The organism is Streptomyces sp. NPDC005963 (assembly GCF_040638655.1).
GTDB lineage: Bacteria > Actinomycetota > Actinomycetes > Streptomycetales > Streptomycetaceae > Streptomyces.
In genome coordinates, this window is the sequence record NZ_JBEXVD010000009.1 from 138,625 (window position 1) to 160,855 (window position 22,231).

15 protein-coding genes are annotated in these 22,231 nt (G+C 70.7%); 5 read left to right on the forward strand and 10 right to left on the reverse strand.

Annotated features, from left to right (window positions below):
• Window positions 1–29: 29 nt before the first annotated feature.
• Window positions 30–1,640, reverse strand: coding sequence for an MFS transporter (locus ABZ348_RS15515; protein WP_358933181.1), 1,611 nt, complete (start codon window positions 1,638–1,640; stop codon window positions 30–32).
• A gap of 320 nt (window positions 1,641–1,960) precedes the next feature.
• Window positions 1,961–2,593 (reverse strand): TetR family transcriptional regulator, encoded by a 633-nt coding sequence (locus ABZ348_RS15520; protein ID WP_358933183.1) that lies wholly within the window; start codon window positions 2,591–2,593, stop codon window positions 1,961–1,963.
• 307 nt (window positions 2,594–2,900) lie between these two features.
• Here ABZ348_RS15520 and ABZ348_RS15525 point away from each other — a divergent pair, with 307 nt between their 5' ends.
• Complete coding sequence (locus tag ABZ348_RS15525) at window positions 2,901–3,047, forward strand: hypothetical protein (RefSeq protein ID WP_358933184.1); 147 nt, start codon at window positions 2,901–2,903, stop codon at window positions 3,045–3,047.
• Between the two features lie 36 nt (window positions 3,048–3,083).
• On the opposite strand, the gene ABZ348_RS15530 is transcribed toward ABZ348_RS15525, so the two are convergent.
• Window positions 3,084–4,115 (reverse strand): ferric reductase-like transmembrane domain-containing protein, encoded by a 1,032-nt coding sequence (locus ABZ348_RS15530; protein WP_358933186.1) that lies wholly within the window; start codon window positions 4,113–4,115, stop codon window positions 3,084–3,086.
• Between the two features lie 200 nt (window positions 4,116–4,315).
• Between ABZ348_RS15530 and ABZ348_RS15535 the strand changes: the two genes are divergently transcribed.
• Together ABZ348_RS15535 and ABZ348_RS15540 are read left to right on the forward strand one after the other, a co-directional pair.
• Complete coding sequence (locus ABZ348_RS15535; RefSeq protein ID WP_358933188.1) at window positions 4,316–5,104, forward strand: hypothetical protein; 789 nt, start codon at window positions 4,316–4,318, stop codon at window positions 5,102–5,104.
• A gap of 70 nt (window positions 5,105–5,174) precedes the next feature.
• Window positions 5,175–5,780: a sigma-70 family RNA polymerase sigma factor gene (locus ABZ348_RS15540; RefSeq protein ID WP_358933190.1), complete on the forward strand. Its 606-nt coding sequence runs from the start codon at window positions 5,175–5,177 to the stop codon at window positions 5,778–5,780.
• 126 nt (window positions 5,781–5,906) lie between these two features.
• On the opposite strand, the gene rph is transcribed toward ABZ348_RS15540, so the two are convergent.
• From rph to ABZ348_RS15560, 4 genes are all read right to left on the reverse strand, one after another.
• On the reverse strand, window positions 5,907–8,579 hold the full coding sequence (gene rph, locus ABZ348_RS15545; protein ID WP_358933192.1) for a rifamycin-inactivating phosphotransferase: 2,673 nt from the start codon (window positions 8,577–8,579) through the stop codon (window positions 5,907–5,909).
• Window positions 8,580–8,819: 240 nt separating this feature from the next.
• Window positions 8,820–10,094 (reverse strand): ATP-grasp domain-containing protein, encoded by a 1,275-nt coding sequence (locus ABZ348_RS15550; protein ID WP_358933194.1) that lies wholly within the window; start codon window positions 10,092–10,094, stop codon window positions 8,820–8,822.
• Window positions 10,091–11,305, reverse strand: coding sequence for a pyridoxal-phosphate dependent enzyme (locus ABZ348_RS15555; protein WP_358933196.1), 1,215 nt, complete (start codon window positions 11,303–11,305; stop codon window positions 10,091–10,093). Before ABZ348_RS15555 ends, ABZ348_RS15550 begins: the two co-directional genes overlap by 4 nt.
• Window positions 11,306–11,347: 42 nt before the next feature.
• Window positions 11,348–12,043 (reverse strand): class I SAM-dependent methyltransferase, encoded by a 696-nt coding sequence (locus ABZ348_RS15560; protein ID WP_358933342.1) that lies wholly within the window; start codon window positions 12,041–12,043, stop codon window positions 11,348–11,350.
• 379 nt (window positions 12,044–12,422) lie between these two features.
• Between ABZ348_RS15560 and ABZ348_RS15565 the strand changes: the two genes are divergently transcribed.
• Complete coding sequence (locus tag ABZ348_RS15565; RefSeq protein ID WP_358933198.1) at window positions 12,423–14,684, forward strand: MMPL family transporter; 2,262 nt, start codon at window positions 12,423–12,425, stop codon at window positions 14,682–14,684.
• Window positions 14,685–14,947: 263 nt separating this feature from the next.
• Here the strand turns inward: ABZ348_RS15565 and ABZ348_RS15570 are convergent, their stop codons facing one another.
• The gene (locus ABZ348_RS15570; RefSeq protein WP_358933200.1) at window positions 14,948–15,907 is read right to left on the reverse strand and encodes an NAD(P)-binding domain-containing protein; all 960 of its coding nucleotides are present in this window, start codon (window positions 15,905–15,907) and stop codon (window positions 14,948–14,950) included.
• On the reverse strand, window positions 15,900–16,802 hold the full coding sequence (locus tag ABZ348_RS15575) for an NAD(P)-binding domain-containing protein (RefSeq protein WP_358933202.1): 903 nt from the start codon (window positions 16,800–16,802) through the stop codon (window positions 15,900–15,902). Before ABZ348_RS15575 ends, ABZ348_RS15570 begins: the two co-directional genes overlap by 8 nt.
• 228 nt (window positions 16,803–17,030) lie before the next feature.
• Between ABZ348_RS15575 and ABZ348_RS15580 the strand changes: the two genes are divergently transcribed.
• The gene (locus ABZ348_RS15580) at window positions 17,031–20,117 is read left to right on the forward strand and encodes a BTAD domain-containing putative transcriptional regulator (RefSeq protein WP_358933204.1); all 3,087 of its coding nucleotides are present in this window, start codon (window positions 17,031–17,033) and stop codon (window positions 20,115–20,117) included.
• A gap of 55 nt (window positions 20,118–20,172) precedes the next feature.
• Here the strand turns inward: ABZ348_RS15580 and ABZ348_RS15585 are convergent, their stop codons facing one another.
• Entirely contained in the window at window positions 20,173–22,077 is a 1,905-nt protein-coding gene (locus ABZ348_RS15585; RefSeq protein WP_358933206.1) for an amidohydrolase, read from the reverse strand.
• Window positions 22,078–22,231: the final 154 nt, after the last annotated feature.

A 22,231-nucleotide genomic window follows, 5' to 3' on the forward strand; every position in this document is an offset into this window, starting at 1 on the left:
GGGCCGGGAGACAGCGGATACGGATGCGGCTACTGCTGCGCCTCCGGGGTGACGCGGGGGTTCGGAGCAGCTGCCGGAGTGCCGGCCACGGCACCGTCGGACGTACCGGCGGCACCGTCGGACGTACCTGACGTACCGGACGAGGGGTCCGAGAGGCCCTGCTGACGACCCGCGTTGATCATGGTCAGGGTGATCACCAGGGCCACCACGAAGAGGGCGGCACCGACCGTGAACGCCGTGGTGTAGCCGTGCGTCAGGGCATCGGCCGCCCGCGCCAGCAGTGCACGATCGCCCTCTGCCGCGGCCCGGTACAGCGAACCCGCCGCCTCGGGCAACCGGTCGTCGGCAGCAGCCGTGGACACCGTGGTCAGAACGGCCAGGCCCAGTGCGCCACCGACCTGCTGTGCGGTGTTCAGCAGCGCGGACGCGATGCCCGTGTCCTGCGGACGTACGCCGCTGACCGCACCCAGGGTCATGGGGACGAAGCCGGAGCCCAGCCCCAGACCGGTGACGAACATCGCCGGAGCGAGATGGGTCGCATATGACGAGCCCGGCTCCAGGGCGCTGAACCAGAGCATTCCTGCCGCGGCGATCAGGAGTCCGGGAGCTGCGATCTGACGGGCGGAGTAGCGGCTGATCAGCTTGGATCCGAGGGCCGCCGCGATGGCCATGCCCATACTGAACGCCAGATAGGCGAAGCCGGTCTTGACCGGGCTGTAGCCGAGGATCTGCTGCATGTAGAGGGTGAGGAAGTAGAACGTGGCGAACATGCCCGAGCCCATGAACAGCATGGTCAGGAAGGCGCCCGAGCGGCTGCGGTCCTTGAACAGGCGCAGCGGCATCATCGGGTGGTCCGTCTTCGCCTGGAGGGCCAGGAAGACCACGAGCAGGACGGCGGCTGCGGCGAAGGAACCCAGGGTGAGGGAGTCGCTCCAGCCGTGCTCTCCGCCACGGGTGATGGCGTAGACGAGGGCGATCAGACCGCCGGTGCCGGTGATCGCTCCGGGGATGTCGAGGCTGCCGCGGTTGCGCTCGCCCTCGGCCAGGATGCGGGTGCCGGCGAGGATCGCCACGCCGATGGGGATGTTCACGAAGAACACCCAGCGCCAGTCCAGATAGTCGGTGAGGATGCCGCCGAGGAGCAGACCGACCGTGGACCCGAGACCGGCCATGGCGGCGTAGACCCCCATGGCCTTGTTGCGCGGCTTGCCCTCGGGGAAGTTCGTCGCGATGAGCGAGAGCGCGGTGGGGGCGGCGATCGCCGCGCCGATGCCCTGGAGGACACGTGCTCCGATCAGCAGTTCTTCATTGGGCGCCACTCCTCCGAGGAGGGAGGCGAGGGTGAAGACGATGATGCCGACCTGGAACATCCTGCGTCGCCCGAACAGGTCGCCCGCCCGGCCGCCGAGGAGCAGCAGACCGCCGAAGGCGAGGGCGTAGGAGTTCACGATCCAGGCGAGCGTCGAGGCCGAGACGTCGAGGTCGGCCTGGATGCTCGGCAGGGCGATGTTGGTGATGGTGCCGTCGAGGACCACCATCAGCTGCGCTGCGGCGATGACGATGAGTGCGAGCCCCAGGTGTGGATGGGTGCCGGATGGCGGTGCGGCCTTGGTGGCCGCTGCCGTGCTGTCGCTGGACATGGTTCTCCCGGTGGGTTCAGGGGGCGCTGCGGAAGCGCCACCCTATAAAACTAAACAGCTGTTTAGTTTTATTTCTCACCGGGCGTTGAGAAAAGTTCACCGGGGGCGGGACGAGGGTGGAGAAAAGGGACACGGGCACGGTCCGGGCAGCACGGAGGCCCGCCACGGCTATCCGTAGCGCGCCTCGATGAGCTGCCTGAATGGACTATCTGACTTGGCTGTCTCGCTTGGCCGTCTCGCTTGACTGAGGGGGACCCCGGTAGTGAAGGCGTACCCCAGGGGGTCGAGCCCCTCCGGTCTGCTTGGGACCGTACAGAACCTCAGTCGGAGGTCTCGGGTCGCTCGTCCGACGCCTCGGCCGGGTCGATCACCGCGCGCAGCACCGGCACCGCCAGTCTGAGGACGTCGTCCTGGTCCGCCTCGGCCAGGTCCGGCATCCGCAGGAGGTGACGGTGGGTGGCGATGCCCATCATCATCGCGCCGACCAGGGCGGCCCGAAGCCGGGCGTCCGGGTCGTCGAGCCGGGCGGCGACCGGGTCGATCGCCTGCTCGGTGACGCGCTGCCGCAGCAGTTCGGCGGCGTCCTCGCTGGTCAAGCTGTTCCGCAGCAGCGCGGTCATGCTGTCGCGATCCTTGGACCAGGCACCGAGCATGGTCCGCAGGTAGTTCTCGACCGACTCACCGGGATCGTCGGTCGTCAGCGCGGCCACCGGGATCTCCCAGTCGACGGCCTCCCGGAACAGCTCCTGCTTGGAGCCGAAGTACTGGATGACGGACGACTTATCGACTTTCGCCTCTGTGGCGATGGCCCGGATGGTGGCGCGATCGAACCCGACCTCGGCGAACTGCCGGCGGGCCGCCTCCAAGATGCGCCGCCGGGTGCGCTCGCCTTTGCGCTCCCCCGCCCGGACGGGCCCCGCGGTGGCGCCCTGGGGCGCGTCGGTGCTGGTCACACCGGTCTCCTCACCGTCTACTCACCATCTACGAACACTCAGCGTCTACGAACACCTGCACTCCGGCCGAATGCTACAAGCGCCGCCCCGACAGCCCGGCCGGCGATCAGTCGGTGATCAGTCGGTGATCAGTGTGCTGCCGCCTCCGGGCGAGCGGCTTCCTGTACCGGAGGTCACCGGACGCCATCCGATGCCGCGTGATGCCACCCGATGCCGCGCTGAGGCGGCCGGTGTGAGTCACTGGCTGTCAAGACACCGGACGGGACGAAGCCGACCGGCAGGAACAGTGGGAGAAGGTGGCAAGGGCATGGCAGCGTCCGAAGCGGCGGTTTCGCCTCTGATGTACGTCGCTCCGATCTTGGCGATCGGGGTGGTGGTCCTGTTGTGGGCCTGGGCCAAGCAGTGGCGGAAGAAGTCGATGGCGGCCCAGCGCGAGAAGGACCCGCTCGGCTGAGGACCGGGCGCGGTGCATCCGCCCCGCGCCGGGTGCTCAGTCGTGGTTGTGCGTCGAGGTGGTGTCCTCGGGGGGTTCGGCCCGGCCGCCGTCCCTCCCGGTGAAGACCACGGCGAGCAGGGCGACGACCACCGCGACCGCAGCGATGCGCCCCGTCAGCCGTAGGCTCCAGCCGGTCGCCGACCCCGTACGGTCGCCGAGCGGGCGGAGTTGCTGAGAGCGCCGGGCAGGGCGGAGCAGTCGCAGCAGGAAGAGTGCGGCGATGGGGAGTTGCAGCAGCCAGATCGAGGTGCGGAACCATCCGTCGTACCAGACGTTCGTTCCGTAGAGCAGGGTGTGCCACACGCTCAGGATGTACACGACCAGGACGAACCGGTGCATGATCCGCCAGGTCTTGGGGCCGATGCGATGGCGGACGTAGAAGAGCAGACCGAGCGGGATGGCGAGGTAGAGGGCTCCTTGGCCCACCGGGATCGCGATCCGGCCGGTGCCCGAGTCATAACCACCGGGTACGAACGCTTCGACGAAGGCCGTGCCCACTGCGCCGAGCAGACCGTCCTTGTCGTGACGGACCAACTCGGCCGCGAACAACAGGGCGTGGGCGAAGATCAGCGCGATGGTGTTGAGGCTCGTGGTGCGGTGGAGCCGTTCCAGTCGGGGCACAGACAGGGGGAGTCGCCCCGGGCGGGGGCCGGACAGGAGTAGGCCGAGGATGACCGTCCCCCATGCCCAGAGCAACGCCGACCAGCCGAACGCCTGGCTGAGGAAGTACATCCAGAAGGCGCCCGCGTCGGCCATGAAGGGCATGACCGTCACGGTGGACGACGTCTTCGCCTTGATGCGCGCATAGAGGATCCCGAAGACGACAGCGGTGACCACCAAGGCGATCGCCCCGTCGAGCAGGCTGGCCTTGAGGTCGGAGCGCAGGGTCACCGGTGCCGGGCGGCTGCGGTCGGCCGCACCGCTCGACGACCGGGCCGACTCCTCGGGTGTCGATCGGCCCGGCTCCTCGGGGTGGGTCTCCGCTGGGGGAGCAGCGTGTTCCGCACCCGCCTCGTTCGCCTGCATGGGTTGGGCTCCGCTCTCGTTCGCTTCTCCTCGGCTGGTTTTCGCTGGAGCAGTCGGTGGCGAGGAGGGAATAGTTCCCCACCAGCGGATGTGACGTGCATCACCTGACATCGGTGTCCGGGTAAACCCTTCGATCACCCGATGTATCCACATCGGTTGGGCTTCCCCGAAGGCCGGGGGGCCCTGGCACGATGACCGCCATGGGAGCCGGACGCCTCCTCCGCCTCACGCACACCGCGGTGTTGGCCGCTGTGTGCGTCGTGGTGTCCGGGCTCGGACACGATCTGTCGTCCGGTGTCCCACCGTCCGTGGCCGGATATGCACTGGCGTTACCCCCGGTGTGCGCAGTTGCTTGGCGGCTGACCGCCAAGGTGCGCGGCGCCGCGTTTGTGATGGGGGTCAGTGCGGCCGGACAGGCCCTCCTACACGCCCTGTTCGGGATGGTGTCCCACGGCGGCGGGGCCCGGAGCGCCGGCCACGGCACGGGCCACTGCTCCCACCACGCCCCTGCGAGCACGGCCGCCCACGGCACAGGACATCCCACCGGACATGCCATCGCACCCCCCGGCGGACACGGGTCGGCGCACGGGTCGGGCCCCCCTTCGAGCCCCGGTGCAGAGCTCCTCGACGCCGGATACCCGGTCGGGCAGTTGCCCTCCGGGCCGTCCTCGATGCAACTGGACCTCCTGACCGGGGCCTTTGACTCCGCCACGCTGACCAGCGGAATGGCACTCGCGCACCTCTTGGCGGGAGCGGTGTGCGGTTGGTGGCTGTGGCGTGGCGAGCGCGCCCTGGTCCAACTCGCCCTGGCACTGTCCCTGTTCGGCGCCCACGGGTTGCGGTTCCTCAGAACCGTGCTGTTGGGCGTACGGCCGCCGTCCCCCCTGCCGCCCGCGCCCTCGGCCGGTCGCCGACCGATCCAACTGCCGGTCTCGGTGGAACTGCTGCGCACGCTGCCCCGGCGCGGCCCACCGCTCCTTCCGTCCTGAACTCGTCACCTCAACACCCTTAACGGGCGTCACCCCTCCGGTTCCGCCCGGACGTGAAGGACGTTTTGTCATGCTTTCTCAATATTCTCGATCGGATCGCGCTGCCCTGAACCGGGATGCGGAGATCACTCGTTGGGCCCTAGCGGCAGGCCGCGGTGACCGGGAGGCCACCGAACTCTTCGTCCACGCCACCTACGACGACGTACGCCGTTTCGTCGCCCACCTCACGGCGGACGTACGGGCGGCGGAGGACCTCACCCAGGAGACCTTCGAACGCGCCCTGCCCAGTCTGCCGAGGTTCGCCGGCCGGGCCTGTGCCCGCTCCTGGCTGCTCGCGATCGCCCGGCGCGTGGTCGTCGACCGCTACCGCAGGGCCGCCGCGCGTCCCCGGATCTCGGACACGGACGACTGGCTCGGCGCCGCCGACCGTGCCCAACCGCGCCATCTGCCCGGCTTCGAGGAGTCGGTGGCGTTCACGGACGCACTGCGCGCGCTGGAGCCCGGCAGACGACAGGCGTTCGTGCTGACGCGTTTACTCGGTCTGTCGTACGCCGAAGCCGCTGAGCTCCTCGAATGCCCGGTGGGGACCATACGGTCACGCGTGGCGCGGGCCCGTCGCGATCTGGCCCGGGTGTGGCTGGAGCAACCCGAAACGGCGGCCCTGGCAGCGGCGTAGGACACCGCGCCGCAGACGCGCCCACGGGCGGCGCTCGGGTCCCCTTCCCGAGTGCCGCCCCATCGGTCGTCCCCCGGCTTCATGTGGGGGCGGTCGGCACTCATGAGGCTCAGGCCCCGCTGGCGGTCAGGACAGGAACTCGATGTATCCGTCGGTTCCGTGCACGCGGATGCGCTGCCCGTCCCGGATCAGCCGGGTGGCGCGGTCCACGCTCACCACGGCCGGCAGGCCGTACTCCCGGGCGATCACCGCGCCATGGGTCGTCAGCCCGCCCACCTCCGTCACCAGGCCCGCGATCCCGACGAACAGTGGCGACCAGCTGGGGTCGGTGAAGGTCGTGACGAGGATGTCGCCCGCTTCGAGATCGGCCTCCGCGATGTCGAGGACGACCCGCGCCCTCCCCTCGACGGTCCCCGCGGAGACCGGCAGGCCGACCAGGGCACCGGCCGGCACGTCCTCGCGCCGGTACGACGCGGTGACGGCCTCGCCGTCCGAGGTGAGCACCCGGGGCGGGGTGAGCGCCTCGTACGAACGGAACTCCTCCTTGCGCTGCCGGACCAGCCCGTGGTCCACCCGCTGCGAGCGCACGACCTCGTGGAACTCCGGGAAGCTTAGGAAGAAGGCGTCTTCCCGCTCGGTCAGCACACCGGCCCGGACCAGGCGTCCGGCCTCCGCAAGCAGCGCCCGCCGGTAGACGAGGGAGCGGCTGACGATGTCGTACTTCGGGTACTCCCGATAGCCGATGAAGGTCCGCACCCGGTCGATCATCCGCTTGGTCTCGTCGGCCTTCCGGTCCCCGTCCGGCAGGGCCCGCAGCCGGGACAGCACGTCGGCTTCCTTCTCCTGCGCCTTCTGCCGTCCTTGCTCGAAACGTCGACCGGCGGCGCCAGGGCCGAAGTTCCTGACGTTGTCGAGGATCGCCGGAACGAGTGCGGCGGGCCGCTCGCACCAACGCGGTCGAGTGATGTCGATCTCGCCGACACAGCGCATCCCGTACCGGTCGAGGTAGCCCCCCAGGGCGTCGAGCGCCTCGGCCCCACCCGGCAGCTTCGCCAGCCCGGCCAATCCGCCCAGGCCGTCCAGCCCGTCCAGTCCACCCAGTCCGATCTGTCCGTCAGGGAGGTCCTCGTTCCCGACACCCCGCAGGAACTCCACCACCGCCGGGTGCGGGCGGATGACGTCCGCGACGTCGAGCAGGTCCAGTCCCATCTCGGAGGTGATGTTGCCGGGGGCGGACAGTGTGAGCGTGTCAGCCGCGTTCTTCTCGCCCAGCCATTCCTGCAACCGGTCGTTGAGCCACCAGGTGGCTTCGATCCCCGCCATGATCGCCTGAAGGCACAGCGGATCGGCGATCACCCGCTGGTGCTCCTCGAATGCCTCCAGCAGGAAGTCGAACAGCGCCGGCCCGGTCTTCGTCCCGACCTCGCGCTCCAGGGCCGCGACGGAGGCCCGGCTGCGTTCGACCAGCTCGGTGACGACGGCCGGATCCGTCTCGATCCGGGCGGGCGGAGTGCCGGCCCCGGGCGGGCCACCCGGGGCCGGGTCGGGGGCGTCGGGGAGCAGGGGGATGAAGTCGTCGCGGTCCAGGACGGTCTCCAGCGCGTCCCTGGCCAGCGGGTCTTCCCTGCCGATGAGGTCCAGAAGGGCGGCCCGGCTCGTGGGCGAGGTCAGACGCGCGGTGGCGTCGACGAACAGCCGCCCGCCGGCCTCCCGCATCGGTGCCATGGCCGTCAGCTGCCACACGGACAGGCCCAGGGGCTTCATGGGGTCGGTCATCATCTGCTGATGGCCGACCGAGACGTAGACACGGTTCTCCGGGTCGCCGGCCTCGGCGACCGGAACGGGGTACAGAGTGGTGATCGGCCGGCTCTGAACGATCCGGAAACCGTCCTCGACCAGGCACCATTCGATGTCCTGCGGGCGGCCGAAGTGCGCCTCGATCCGCCGCCCGAGCCCTACGAGCCGTACGACCTGCGCATCGGTCAGCGCCGGCTGCCGCTGCCGCTGCGGGTCGACCGGCACGTCCCGGGTGCCGCCGGTCGGCAGGGCGTGGACGGCCCGCTCTTTGGCGGCGATGGTCCTGGCGACGACCTCACCGTCCCGCACGGCGAAGACGTCCGGGTTCACCAGACCGGAGACCACCGCCTCGCCGAGGCCGAAGCCGGCGTCCACGGTGGCGACCTTCCGGTTGCCCGTGACGGGGTCGGCCGTGAACAGGATGCCGGACGCCACCGGGAAGGCCATCCGCTGCACGACCACGGCCATGTGGACCGTGCGGTGGTCGATGCCGTTCCGCCGCCGGTAGACCACGGCCCGTTCGGTGAACAGCGAGGCCCAGCATCGGCTGATGTGCCGGAGCACCGCTGCCGGCCCCACCACGTTCAGATAGGTGTCCTGTTGTCCGGCGAAGGAGGCCGTCGGCAGATCCTCCGCCGTCGCGCTGGACCGTACGGCATAGGCGGCGGCCGGGTCGCCGTGCCGGGAGAGCGCGCCGGTGACCGCCTCCGCGAGATCGTGCGGGACTGCGGTCCCTTCGACGGCCCTCCGGACCTCCGCGCTGAGCGTGCGGATCGCCTCCCGGTCGTCGGGGTCGACCCGCGACAACCGGTCGAGCCGGTCACCGATCGACGGGACGTCCGCCATCACCCGCCGGAAGGCGTCCGTCGTCACACAGAAGCCGTCCGGCACACGGATGCCGTCGATCCGTAACAACCCGCCCAACTGTGCGCCCTTGCCACCGACGACCGCTGTCCACGTCTCGTCGACCTCTTGAAGATCCAGCACGTACGTCTCAGCCATCGCGACCGGCGCCTCCCGCTCCGTCGAACCACCTGCTGGTGGCGTCGGTCGACGATTTTCCGCTGAGACCGGGGGCTTGTGGCAAGCCCCCCAGTGCGCTATACGTTGAGCCTGGCAAGGAGAGCGCTCTCCTTGCCTTTCTCGTTGCTTCGGATGACCCTTTGCTCCGGATGCCCCTTCGTTCCAGATGACCTATTGCAACGGGTCACCTTTTACTCCGGGTCACCTTCCGGCCCGAACTCAGGGGCCGAGGACCGTCTTTAGCACCGGGTGGACCGTGGTTGCGGCGCTCCATGCCCGGTGTTGTGCCAGCTCGGCGGTGGGCGCCTCGGCAAGCACCATTCCCGTACAACCCCGCTGGTCCGCCACGCTGGACACCGTGTCTCCCGGTACGCGCACCGGGTACCACCGTGCCCCGCCGGGAAACGTCCGCAGCCCGTCGAGCCCGTTGAAGCCCTCCACCACACCGGGCCGCTCGGCGTAGACCAGGACGAACGCGACCGACGGCCCCTGCCTCGGCTCCAGCGGTATGTCCATCAGCTCCGGCCGCCGCCCCAACACCGTGGCGATCAGGGCTTCGTAGACGTTGACGCCGAGGGAGCGGCACAGTGCCTCACCGAGGAGTGCACCGCCGATGCGGCGGTTGATCTCGACGATCTCCGGGCCGTGCGTGCTCTGGATGAACTCGATGTGAGCGAAGCCGTCCCGGTGGCCGACCGCGGCGAGGACGGCGGCCATCCGCTGCTCAATGGCGCTGAGTTCGTCGTCGTCGAGCGCCACGGGGAAGGCCGCAGCCTCCTCCCTGACCGCCGGAGTGCGCGAGGTGTGCCGGCTGGTGACGCCGAGGAGTCGGGTCTCGCCGTCCCAGCTCAGGGTCTCGGCGCTGTACAGGGGCCCGGCGAGATAGGGCTCGGCGAACAGTCGGCCCCGGAGGTCGAGCGTGCCCGCCGCCGCAAGCGCGCTCCACAGCCCCTGCTCGTCGTGCGCGATCCAGACGCCCCGCGACGACGTGCCGGCCGAGTCCTTCAGCACCACGGGGGTCACGAGTGCCGGACGCAGGGCTGTGAGCAGTCGTGCCAGGTCCTCCGTACGACCGGTGCGGGCGGCTGCGATGACCGCATCTGGCACGGCCGTGGACGTGCCCCGGCTGAGCCCGGCCCGGTGCAGCGCCTCCCGTACCTGCGCCTTGTCCCTCAGCACCCGTACGGACGCCGGATCGGGCCCGGGCAGTCCGAGGTCGGCGGCGAGGTCGGCGGCCGGCACGCTCCAGGTGTCCGTCGTGTTGATCAGCCCGGCGAGGTCCGGCAGCGCCGTCAGCACCTTGCGTACGGCGTCGAGGTCGGTGGTGTCGACGTCCACCACGTCGAGCGCGGCCCCGGGGGGCAGCTCGGTCAACTCGTGGTGGTAGTAGCCGCGGTCTCCGGTGAGCAGACAGAGCCGATGACCTGCGGCGGTGGCCGCCTCGACCGTTCTGGCCAGGCCGAAGGAGAGCGATTCCAGCGAGGCGATCGTCATCGGACCCCCTCCGCCGTCCACAGGGCGTCGTCGGGGGCGAACCGGGCGCCCGGCGGTGCCGGCCTGCCCGCCCACTCCATGACGGACCACGGTGGACGCAGTTGCTCCAAGGATTCGATGCGTTCGGGTCGCAACCCGGTCGGGTCCTGTGCCTCCTCGTGGCGCCCGAACACCCTCTCCGTGTAGCGGTGGCCGGTGTCGGCCCCGAGCACGAGATGGGTGGTGTTGTGCCCCCGCCCCTCCTCCCGCCCCTCCTCCCGTTTCCCCGCCCGCGTCTCCGTCCGCTGCTCTTCCCAACGCGCCACCAGATGCGCCGCCCCGGTGGAAAGCCCCGCGAAGACCGCATGGCGGCGCAGGAGTTCCACCGTGCCCGCCATGGCATGGCGGAAGTCCAACCAGTGCAGGGTGTCGTACAGCTCGTGCCGTACGTTTCCAAAGGGGATGGAGCTTCCGATGCCGGCAATGATGGCTTCGGGGTCGCTGAACTCCTCGCTTCCGAAGGTGACGCTTCCGAAGGGTTGGACGCCCACCAGTCGCACCTTCCGGCCCTGTTCCCTGAGCGCCGTGGTCAGTCCGCCCGTGGACGCCCCGGTGCCGACCGAACCGACGACGGTCAACGGCCCGTTCGGCAGTGCGGCGGACGCCAACTCCGCGAACTCTCGGTAGCCCGTGTGGTGCACGCCGTCGTGGTACTGCCGCATCCAGTGGACGTCCGGCCGCCGTGCCAACAGCGCACGGACCCGCCGCACCCGTCGTTCCTGGTCCAGCCGCAGGCTCTGGGACGGCGGCATCTGTTCCACGGTCGCCCCGAGCACTTCGAGTTGGGCCCGCATCACCGTGTCCACGGTGGTGGAGGCGACGATGTGGCAGTGCAGCCCGTACCGGTGGCACGCCATCGCCAGGGCCAGCGCGTAGATGCCGCTAGAGCTGTCCACCAGGGTCTGCCCCGGTGTGATCCGCCCGGACTCCAGCAGGGCGCGCACGGCTCCGAGCGCCGCGTACACCTTCATCGTCTCGAAGCGGGCCAGCACGATCGAGCCCGAGAGCCGGACGAACGCGGGGGACTTCAGTGCGTCGGTGATGTGCGCATAAACCGGTACGGGACCGCCCGGTACACGTTCCTGCGGTGCGGGATCGAGCGGTACGGGATCCAGCGGTGCGGCCGTGGGCGGCAGGGCCGGTCGGGGGATCGCCGGTGTGGTGGGGGGCATGGGGGGTGGGTCCTCCGTGGGTTGTTGGGCTGTGGGGGGGGATCAGTGGGGGCGCTTGCCCTGGACGATCAGCCGACGGGAGTGTTGGTCGTAGCGCCCTCCGTCGAAGTCCCCGAACACCTCGACCTCGGTGAACCCGGCCTCGCGGAAGTGCTGGTGCAGTTCGGCGGCGCTGTAGAGGGTGCAGTGGATGGACGCGGTACGGGCACGGTCCCCGCGGACGAGCGTCCAGTCGGTCCGCAGCCGCCGCCAGTCGTCGAGAACGGTGTCGCGCTGGATGACGTACGAGCCGTCCGGCAGGTCCACGACCTGCGGGCGCCCGATCCAACCGGCGAGGACCTCCTTGCCCATGACGTCCACGAGCAGCCGCCCGCCGGGGACGAGACTGCGCCGGGCGTTGTGCAGGACCCGGAGGTTGTCGGCCGGGTCGGCGAAGTAGCCGAAGGAGGTGAACAGGCTGAGGACGAGGTCGTAGGCGTCCGGTTCGACGTGGTCGAGCATGTCGGCCCGGACCAGCCGCACGGCTGCCCCCGCCCTGTCGACGGCCTCGCGCGCCCGGACCAGCATGGCCGAGCTCAGGTCGACACCGGTGACGTCATAGCCGCGCTCGGCCAGCGGTCCCAGGAACAGCCCCGGGCCGCAGCACAGATCCAGCACGCGGGTGCCGGGCGGATGGTCGAGCAGTGCGGAGTCCCGCACGAGGGCGGCGACGGACTCGGCGCGGTCCAGGGAGAACATGGCGGGGGCGAAGTCCACCCAGAGGGAGTCGTCGCCGTACCACTCCCCTTCCCAGCTCCCCACGGGGTGCAGGTCGTCGACCGTACTGGTGGGTGTCCATCCGTCCGTACTCGTCATCGCACCGGCCTCCCTGAGCGAACGCATCACCCCAGTGGTCGTGCGATCACCGCCGGGAGTTCCCGGCCCGCCCCCATGACCGGCGCATCCGCCGTTCGACACCACCGACCTGGGCGTCCACCGTCCGGCCCCTGCACATCACCCGTTCCCCCGCCCCGACGTGCCCCGCGGCGATGACCGATCTTGAATGCGGAGTGTCCGAGGTGTATCCGATGGGGTTTTGCTACGGGCGCGCGAGCACCGCCCAGGGCCGGGAGTACGCATGTCGATGCCACACAGCCCCGACCGCCCGTCCCCCACCGAGCACAAGGGCGCCCTGCGTCGAACGGGCGAGTGGTGCGCACACCACGCCGTGGTGGTGATCGTGTTGTGGATCGCGGCCCTCGCCGGCCTCCAGGTGCTCCACCACAGTTACGGAGGCGACTACTCGGACGACTTCTCCCTGCCCGGCACCCAGTCGCAGGAAGGCGTCGACGTCCTCAAGGAGCACGAACCGCAGGCCGGCGGCTACAGCTCACAGATCGTGCTGCACGACGACCAGCCGCTGACCGCCGTGAGCAGCCAGATCGGCACGGCCGTGACCAGTCTGACGAAGCTGTCGGACGTGCTGTCGGCGCAGAACCCGCTCGCCGTACCGTCCACGGGCGGTGTCGGCCCCCTGTCGACCGACGGAAAGACCGCGTACATCACCATCCGTTTCAGCGTCCAGCCGTCCACCCTCGGCGATTCCTACCTCCACGGGGTCGATTCCGCGGTGCAGCCGCTGCGGTCGGCGGGCGTCGACGTCGAGTACGGCGGGCCGCTCGGCGAACTCGCCCGCCCCGAACCCAACGACCGGCTCAGTGAGGCCATCGGCTTCGGGGTCGCGATCGTGGTGCTCCTCATCGGGTTCGGCAGTGTGATCGCGGCCGTGTTGCCGCTGGTCACGGCGTTGATCTGTGCGATCTGCGGGCTGGCGCTGCTGGGGCTGCTCGCCGCCGCGACCACCTTCGCGACCGTCTCCCCCACCCTCGCCACCATGATCGGCATCGGGGTGGGGATCGACTACGCGCTGTTCCTGGTCACCCGGCACCGGCAGAACCTGATGAACGGCGAGAACCCCGTCACCGCGGCCGGGAAGGCCGCCGCCACCAGTGGTCATGCGGTTCTGCTCTCCGGCTGCACGGTGATCATCGCCCTGTCGGGGCTGTGGGTATCCGGCATCAGCTTCATCGGCAAACTGGGGCTGGCGGCGGCCGTCACCGTGGTCACCGCGGTACTCGGCGCGCTCACCCTCGTACCGGCGATCCTCGGTCTCGTCGGACGGCACATCGACAAGTTGCGCGTCCGAAGGCCCATCGCCGAAACGGATGCCGAGCCCGGCGAGCCGGCCCACGGCGGTTGGCACCGGTACGCCCAGCGGGTGGAGCGCCGGCCCTGGTGGTTCCTGACCGGCGGTGTGGTGGTGCTGCTGATCCTGTCGTTCCCCGTGTTCTTCATCCAACTCGGCCACATCGGCGACGGCGCCGACCCCAAGTCGTTCACGGACCGGCGCGCCTTCGATCTGATGTCGTCCGCGTTCGGTCCGGGCTCGAACGGCCCGTTGACCCTGGTGGTGGACCAGTCGAAGGTGCCCCAGTCGGACCGGGCCGCCCTCGCCGGGCAACTACAGAAGTCGTTGACGGGGGTGAAGGACGCGGCCACGATCACCCCGCTCCAACCCACCGCGGACGGTGACGTACTGATCGGCACGGCCTACTCGGTCGCGGCGCCGCAGGACGAGAAGACGACACAGCTCACCAACCGGCTGGAGAACGATGTCCTGCCCGACGGTGTCTCCGGCACGGACGCCCAGACCTATGTGACCGGTACGACCGCCGCCCAGGTCGACTTCCTCGACATCGTCTCGGCCCGGCTGCCCCTGATCATCGCGGTCGTCGTGGGACTGGCGTTCCTGGTCATCCTGGTCGTCTTCCGAGGACTGCTGGTCGCGCTGAAGGCGGCCGTGCTCAACGTGCTGTCGATCGCGGCCTCCTACGGGGTGGTGGTCGCGGTGTTCCAGTGGGGCTGGGGCGGCCCGGCGTTGGGGGTTTCGGGCGACGTGCCCATCGAGAGCTATGTGCCGATGATGATGTTCGCCATCGTCTTCGGGCTGAGCATGGACTACGAGATCTTCCTGCTCTCCCGCATCCATGAAGCCTGGCTGGTCACGGGTGATCCGAAGGCGAGCGTGGCCCATGCCCTGGAGATCACGGCCCGGGTCATCACCTGCGCGGCACTGATCATGGTGAGCGTGTTCGCGGCCTTCATCATCAGCGACAACATCGTCGTGAAGATGCTGGGCCTCGGCCTGGCGGCCAGTGTGCTGATCGACGCCACGGTCGTACGGTTGCTGCTGGTGCCCGCGGTGATGACGCTGCTCGGCAAGTCGGCCTGGTGGATGCCGCACTGGTTGGACCGCATCCTGCCGACGCTCCACGCGGAGGGGACGGCGGGCCCGCCGGACGAGCGCACGGCCGGCACGGCCGCGGGCACCGGGAAGTGATTCCGGCGCCCGCACACGGGCGCTGCGGCTACCCGGCGCCCGCCGCCGCCAGGACCGCGACCGGCAGCAGCAGGATCCACTGCGGCAGCCGAAGCAGTGGCTTCGGCCAGCCGACCGACAGGGTGACGACCAGGAAGACGACCTAGGCCAGCTGACCGGCCAGTTGGCGTCCGGGGTCCTGCCCGACCAGACCGACAGGGAAGAACGGGCAAGAACGGGGAAGAACAAGGTCCCGGCCAGTGTGTCCGGGGTTCCCCCGACGCTCACCCCGCCGCACTGCCCCGTACCCGCAGCAGTTCGAACAGGCTGGAGAAGCTGTCCTGCCCGTGGCCGTCGGCCGCCCGTCGATCGAGCAGTGCCTTCAGCGGAGCGTGCACATCGGCGGCGATGCCCTGGGTGCTGCTGAGGTCTACGAGGTTGCTGACCGCGGCCCGGTTCAAATCGACCGTGGAGACCCCCTCCGCGTACGCCCCCGATCCCGCCTCCCGTGCCAACTCGGGCAGGAAGTCGGCCATGCCGTGGAGCCATCGGGCGGCGAGCGGGGCGAACACATCCGGCCCGGTGCCCACCGAGTCGAGCAGGGCCGCCGCGTGCAGAAAGCCGGCCAGAGCCGCGTATCCGGTGCCGAGCACGGCGAGATCGTGGATCTCCGCCGCACCGGGGTCCGCACCGAAGTAGTGCGCGGGAGCCATCACCTCCAACTCCGGTCGGAAAGCGGCGAAGGCGTCAGGGGAACCGCTGTAGAGGAAGAACCCCGAGGGGGTCGCAACGGTCTGGGGAAGGGCCATCATCGCCCCATCGAGGTGGTCGGCGCCGTGTCCGACCGCCCAGGCCGCCAACTCCCGGGCCTGGTCGGGGGTGGTGTTGGCGAGGTTGACCAGGGTCCGGCCGCGCAGCGCGGTGACCGCCGGAGCGAGGGCCTGCCGCACCGCTTCGTGGTCGAGGAGCGGGGCGATCACCAGGCGGCTGGCCGCCACGGCATCGGCGACGGTGGCCGCGACGACGGCACCGCGGGCGACGAGCGGTTCGGCCCTCTCGGCGGTGCGGTTCCACACGGTCACCGAGTAGCCGGCGTTGAGGAAGGCGACGGCGATCGGTGTGCCCATCCGGCCGAGCCCGATGACCGTCACGCGCGGCTTGGTCGGCCCGGGCGCTCCGTCGACCCGCAGATGCGACCCGGGCACTCCGTCCACCGTCGTGGTCCTTCGGGTCGACTCAGACATTCTGTTCCCCCTTCGCGATCGTCGCCGCGACACTCGCGATACCGCTCTGACCGTGGCCTCCCGCCACCGCCCGCTTCAGCAGCGACTGGAACAGGTCGGGCACATCGGTGCCGATGCCCTGTGCCCTGCTGGTGTGCACGAGATGTTCCATCGCCGCACGGTGGACCTCCACGGTGCCGTCGTCGTCGGGGAACCCTCCGTCCTCGATCTGACGTGCGTGCTCGACCATGAGCGAGGTCACGAACGGCATGTGCCCCTGTGCGACCGCCGCGAAGGCCGTGGGATCGACGTCCGCCGCACCCACCAGGGCGACGGAGTGGTAGAAGCCGGCCAACGCTCCCCACACCAGGCCGAACAGAGCGGTGTCGTACACGGGAGCCAGCGTCGGACTGGTGCCGAGGTACACGGCGTTGCCCAGGCTCGCCAGCACCTCCTGCTGGGTCCCGAAGGCATCGCGCGAGCCGCTGAAGACGAACAGTGCCTCGGGTCGTCCGACCAGCCGGGTACCGCTCATGGCAGCACCGTCCAGGTAGCCGGCGCCGTGCGCCGCCGCCCGGTCGGCCATCGCCGCCGCGTCCTGCGGAGTGCCGGACGTCAGGTTCACCAGCACCCGGCCGCGCAGACCGTCAGCCACCGGCCCGAGCAGGTCTTCGACGGTCGCGTAGTCCGGCAGGCAGACCACGACGAGGGGGCTCGCGGCGAGCGCCGCTTCGACCGTGTCCGCCCGGACCGCCCCCTGGGCGACGAGGGCGTCGGCCTTCGCCGCGCTGCGGTTCCACACGGTCGTCACGTGGCCTGCGCCGAGGAACGCCTGGGCGAGCCGGGTTCCCAACTGCCCCAGACCGATCACGGACACCGTGGACGGCTCGTGGTTCTCGTTCTCCAAGACGGTCATCCTTCTACTCCTGCTGCTGTTCGGTCGACTGCACCGAGCCGGTCCATCCGGCTGACAGCACTGTCGCCGCCCGCGCTGTCGGACCCCTGTCGGACCGCTGTCGGAACCACTGCCGGACCGCTGTCGGAACCACTGCCGGCATGCGGACGGTTCGGCTCCGGGAGGCGCCCGGCCACCGTTGGCCTGCGGACGGTTCGGCTCCGGCACAAGCCCGGCTACCGTTCCGGGATGCGCTTCTCCGTGCTCGGTCCACTCGCCGTCTCCACGACGGCCGGCACTCCGGTCGACGTCCCCGAGGCCAAGGTCCGCGCGCTGCTGGCGGCTCTGCTCGTCCATGCGGGACGGACGGTGTCGACCGACCGGCTGGTGGACCACCTGTGGGGCGAGCGGGTGCCCCGCAATCCGGCGGGTGCCCTCCAGACGAAGGTCTCCCGACTGCGCGGCGCCCTCGCACGGGGCGAGCCGGGCGCGGGGCAACTGGTCGAATCGAGGGCCCCGGGATACCTGCTGCGAACGGGTCCTGGCGAGGTGGACTCCCAGCGGTTCGCCGACCTGACCGCCGCCGCGTACGACGTCGAGGACCCGCGGACCCGGGCCGACCTGCTGACGGACGCCCTGGCCCTGTGGCGCGGAGACGCCTTCGCCGATCTGAGGGACGTCGAGTTCCTCCACACCGCGGTCAGCCGCCTGGAGGAACAGCGGCTCACCGCGTGGGAAGCGCTCGCCGAAGCCCGGCTGGAGCTGGGTGAACACCATGCGCTCGCCGATGAACTCGGAGAGCTGGCGGCCCGGCACCCCCTGCGGGAGCGGCTGCGCGCCGTCCACATCCGGGCGCTGTACCGGTCCGGCCGGCAGTCCGAGGCGCTGACCGCGTACACCGGACTGCGGAGGCTGCTGGCCGATGAGCTGGGAGTGGACCCCGGCCCGGAGTTGGTCGCCCTCCACCAGGCGGTCCTGGAGCACGACGGGGCGTTGGAGACGGCGACCGTCGCCCGCAGACGGAACGAGAGCGCCCTGCCGGCCCCGCTCACGGGTCTGGTCGGCAGGGAGGGAGCGGTCTCCGCGATCAGCCGACTGCTCGCCGTGCAGAGGCTGGTCACGCTCACCGGCCCCGGAGGGGTCGGAAAGACCCGACTGGCCGAGGCGGTCGCCGCCCGACTCGCGGGCACCCGTCCCGACGGCGTACGGATGGTGGGCCTCGCCGGTTCGACGGAGGTGGCCGAGCAATTGAGCGCGGCTCTCGGGATACGCGAGGAAGGCGCAGCGGGCCTGGAGGACGCCTTGCGCCCCCGGCGGCTCCTGCTGCTGTTGGACAACTGCGAACACGTCATCGACTCGGCCGCCGACGTCATCCGGAGAATCCTGGCCGCAGCACCGGGGCTGACCGTCCTCGCCACCAGCAGGGAACCGATCGGGCTGGCGGGCGAGGCCGTGTGGACGGTGCCGCCCCTGCCCCAGGCCGACGCCGAGCGGCTGTTCGTCGAGCGTGCCACCGCCGCCGCACCCGGATTCGCCGTGACGGAACACAACGCGGCGGCCGTCGCGGAGATCTGCCGCCGACTCGACCGCATCCCCCTCGCGCTGGAACTGGCCGCGACCCGGGTCCGCGCGCTGGGCGTCCACGAACTGTCCGCCCGGCTGGACGACAGGTTCCGGCTGCTCGCCGGCGGCCACCGCGGTGCACCTGCACGCCAGCGGACACTGCGCGCGGTGATCGACTGGAGTTGGGAGCTGCTGGGCGACGACGAGCGGACCGTCCTGCGCAGACTGTCGGTCTTCCCCGACGGCTGCACCCTCGAAGCGGCCGAAGCGGTGTGCGGCGATGACCAGCAGGACGTGTTGACCCCGCTGATCCGGCTGGTGGACCGCTCGCTCGTCACGGTGGCCGACGGGCCGCGCTACCGGCTGCCGGAGTCCGTGGCGGCCTACGCACGGGAACGACTGACGGAGGCGGGCGAGTCCGAGGCCGTCGGGAGGCGTCACCACGGCGTCTACTCCGACCTCATCGAGCGTGCCGCGCCCATGCTCCACGGCGCCGAACAGCAGGACTGGTTGACGCGCCTCGACCGGGAGAGCGCCAATCTGCGCACCGCCCTGGAGTGTGCCGTGCGCAGCGGGGACGGCACCGCAGCAGCGCGCATCTCGCTCGCTTCGACCTGGTACTGGTTCCTACGCGGCCGGCTGAGCGAGGCCGTGCGTTCGCTCGGAGAGACGTTGCGGATCACCGGTGACGACCGGACCGACGTGCGGTCCCGAGCCGCCCTGTGGCACGCGGGCTTCGCCCTGCTGGTCGGAGGGGTCCACAGCGAACGCGCACGCCTGCCCATGGAGGGCGTCGACCACCGGGCCGACCATGCGCGCGCCGTGTGGTTCCTCGGCTACGCCTCCCTCACCGCAGGCGAAGACCTGGCCCGCAGTGAGGCGTTGGTGGACCGGGCCCTGACCGGCTTTCGCCCGTCCGATGACCGTTGGGGGAGCGCCGCGGCGCTGAGCACCCGGGCCATCCATGCACTGCTGAGGGGTGACCTCACCGCGTCCCGGGACAGCGCGGCGGAAGCCCATGCGGTCTTCGAGGGGTACGGGGACGCCTGGGGCCGGCTTCAGACCTCGTACCCCCTGGCGGCGCTGGCCTCGATCAGCGGCGACTACGCCCGTGCCGCGTACTTGCACGAGCAGGGGCTTCGCCTGGCCCAGGAGTTGGAGTTCTGGCCGGATGCCGCGGATCGGCTCACCGGGCTCGGCCGGGTGGCCCTGTTGACGGGGGACTTCGCCCGTGCGTCCACACTCCACCACGAGGCCATGGCCCTCGCCGCGGAACACGGTTATGCGGCTGGTGAGGTCCACGCCGAGATCGGTCTCGCCCTCGGGGCCCGCCGGGAAGGCGACTTCGACCGCGCTGAGACGCTGCTCCGCAAGACTCTGGCTTGGCATCGCGAGGTCGAGTTCGGGCCCGGGCCCGCGCTCCTCCTCGCCGAACTCGGCTTCCTCGCCGAGCAGCGCGGCGATGCGTCCGAGGCCCGTTCGCTCCATGCCCGGGGGCTCACCGTGGCCCGTGACAGTGGCGACCCGCGGGCCGTCGCCCTCGCACAGGAGGGCCTTGCGGGCGCCCGTGCGCTCGGCGGCGAGCCCGTGGCGGCAGCTCGGCTGTTGGGCACGGCGGCCCGTGCACGGGCGCTGTCCGGTGCTCCGCTGCCGGAGGCCGAGCGCGGCGATGTGGACCGCATCACCGCCAGGGTCATCGCGGCGCTGGGTCAGGAGGCGTTCGCAGCGGAGTTCTCCCTCGCGTCCCGTCGGGGGAACTCCGCGACGCGTTGACGGCGAGCGCGCAGCGACGGCCGGGGAACCGGTTCCCCGGCCGTCGCTGGACCGATCAGACCCGGGCGCTCCGGTCCGAACCGCACCCGCACGCCTTGTGCCGGTCGCCGTGGACCTGCTGCAAGGACGCCGGCCGGGCCACCGCGCCCACCGCCTGGGACGCGCGCAGGGCCTTGCCGGCGGCTGAGTCGGCCTCGTACACGGGCTTGCCGTCGACCAGGGTCAACCGCACCTGCGTCGTACCGATCTCCCGTACCGGGACCCGGGTCACATCGCGGTCCAGGATCACCAGGTCCGCAGCGCGACCACGGGTCAGAGAGCCCGTGATGCCCTCCAGCCGCAGCTGATGGGCCGATCCGGCGGTGTGCATCCGCAGCGACGAGGCCCGGCTCAGCGCCTCACGCTCGGGGTAGAGGGCGCCGTCGGTGCCGTCGTGGCCCTGCCGGTCGATGGCGGTACGGATCTGGTTCCAGCTCCCCAGCGGGTCCACCGGCCAGTCGGAACCCCCGGAGAGGAAAGCGCCGTTGCGTTCCAGGCTGCGCGCGGGGTAGAGCAGCCGGTGACGGTCCTTGCCGATGTACGGCAGCAGGGCGTCCAGGGTCCAGGCGTTGCGGGTCGCCCACTGCAACTGCATACACGCCACGACGCCGAGACGTGCGAAGCGCTTGTAGTCGTCGGGGTGCACGAGTTGCAGGTGGGTGACGGTGTGCCGGTTGCCCCGGCGGCCATTCGCCCGCACCGCCGTCTCGTAGCCGTCCAGCGCCGTCCGCACGGCACGGTCGCCGATGGCGTGCGCGTGGAGCTGCCACCCGGCGCGGTCGAGCACGGTGGCCAGCCGTCCGAACTCGGCCGATGTGGCATACAGATCACCGCGGTTGCCGGTGGGCCTCCCCTGCTCGTCGAGGTAGGGGGCGAGCAGGGCGGCCGTCTGCGCCGGGTACTCGATCACCCCGTCGAGGAACGCCTTCACGGTGCCGAAGTACAGCCGGTTCACCCCGCCGTACTTCTTGCGCAGGTCCTTGACGTACTTCAGGGCCGCGGCCGGGTCCTTGGCCTGGTCGGCGCTGAGCCGCAGCGCGGGCACGACCCGCTGCGGGAGCCTTCGCGATGCGGCGAGAGCGGCGTACGTCTTCAGCTCCCAGTCGCCGACGACCGCGTCCATGAAGGTGGTGATGCCCTGCGACGCGGCGTACGCCAGCGTCGTGGCGCAGGCGTTCAGCAACTGCTCCTCGGTCGCCTCGGGGATGTGCCGTCGCACCAGCCCTTGGGCCTCGTCCTTGAGCAGCCCGGTCGGGGAGCCGTCGGGCCCGTGGACGATCTCGCCGCCCGCCGGGTCCGGGGTGCTCGCGGTGACGCCGGCGATCGCGAGCGCACGCCGGTTGGCCCAGGTGTTGTGACCGTCGTTGCCGATGAGTGCGATGGGGCGACGGGTGGGGAGGGCGTCCAGGATGCCCAGGCTCGGCACGGTGCCGGTGGGCAGCAGTCCGATCGGGTTCCAGTCCTCCACGACGAGCCAGCCGTCCGGCTCCTTGGACGCGCTGTCGGCGAGGAAGCCCTTCAGGATCTCCTGGAGCTGCGGGACGGTCACCTCCTGGTGGTGGAGGCTCGGATTCAGCGATCTGGCGCCGGCCTCCAGCGGGTGGGCGTGGCCGTCGACGATCCCGTTCATCACCGTGCCGCCCAAGGCGTTGATGACCTCGGTGTCCCGGCCGACGAGCTTGCGGATCACCCCGGAGGGACCGGTGGCGATGACCTTGCCGTCCCGGCCCACCGCGATGGCCTCGGCGGTCCTGGTGCCGTTCCCGCCGGTCAGGACCTTGGCGTTGTGGACGACGTACGCCGCCGAGTGCCGCTTGGGCCAGGACACGGCGGACGCGGTGGTCGCGGGGGCCAGGGCCGCGGCGGCGCCCAGACCTCCGGCGGACACCAGCAGACGGCGACGGGAAAGCTCGGGGCTCATCACTCCTCCAAGTGCTCGGCTGCACCGCATCCTTCGTGGTTAACCCCGTAACCACCATCGCCCTCCCGCGGCGAATTTCGGCCATATCAGCCTCTGTCACGACGAATTCCGCAGCGCGCCGCGCTGAGCTCGGGCTTCCTCCTCATCCGTACCC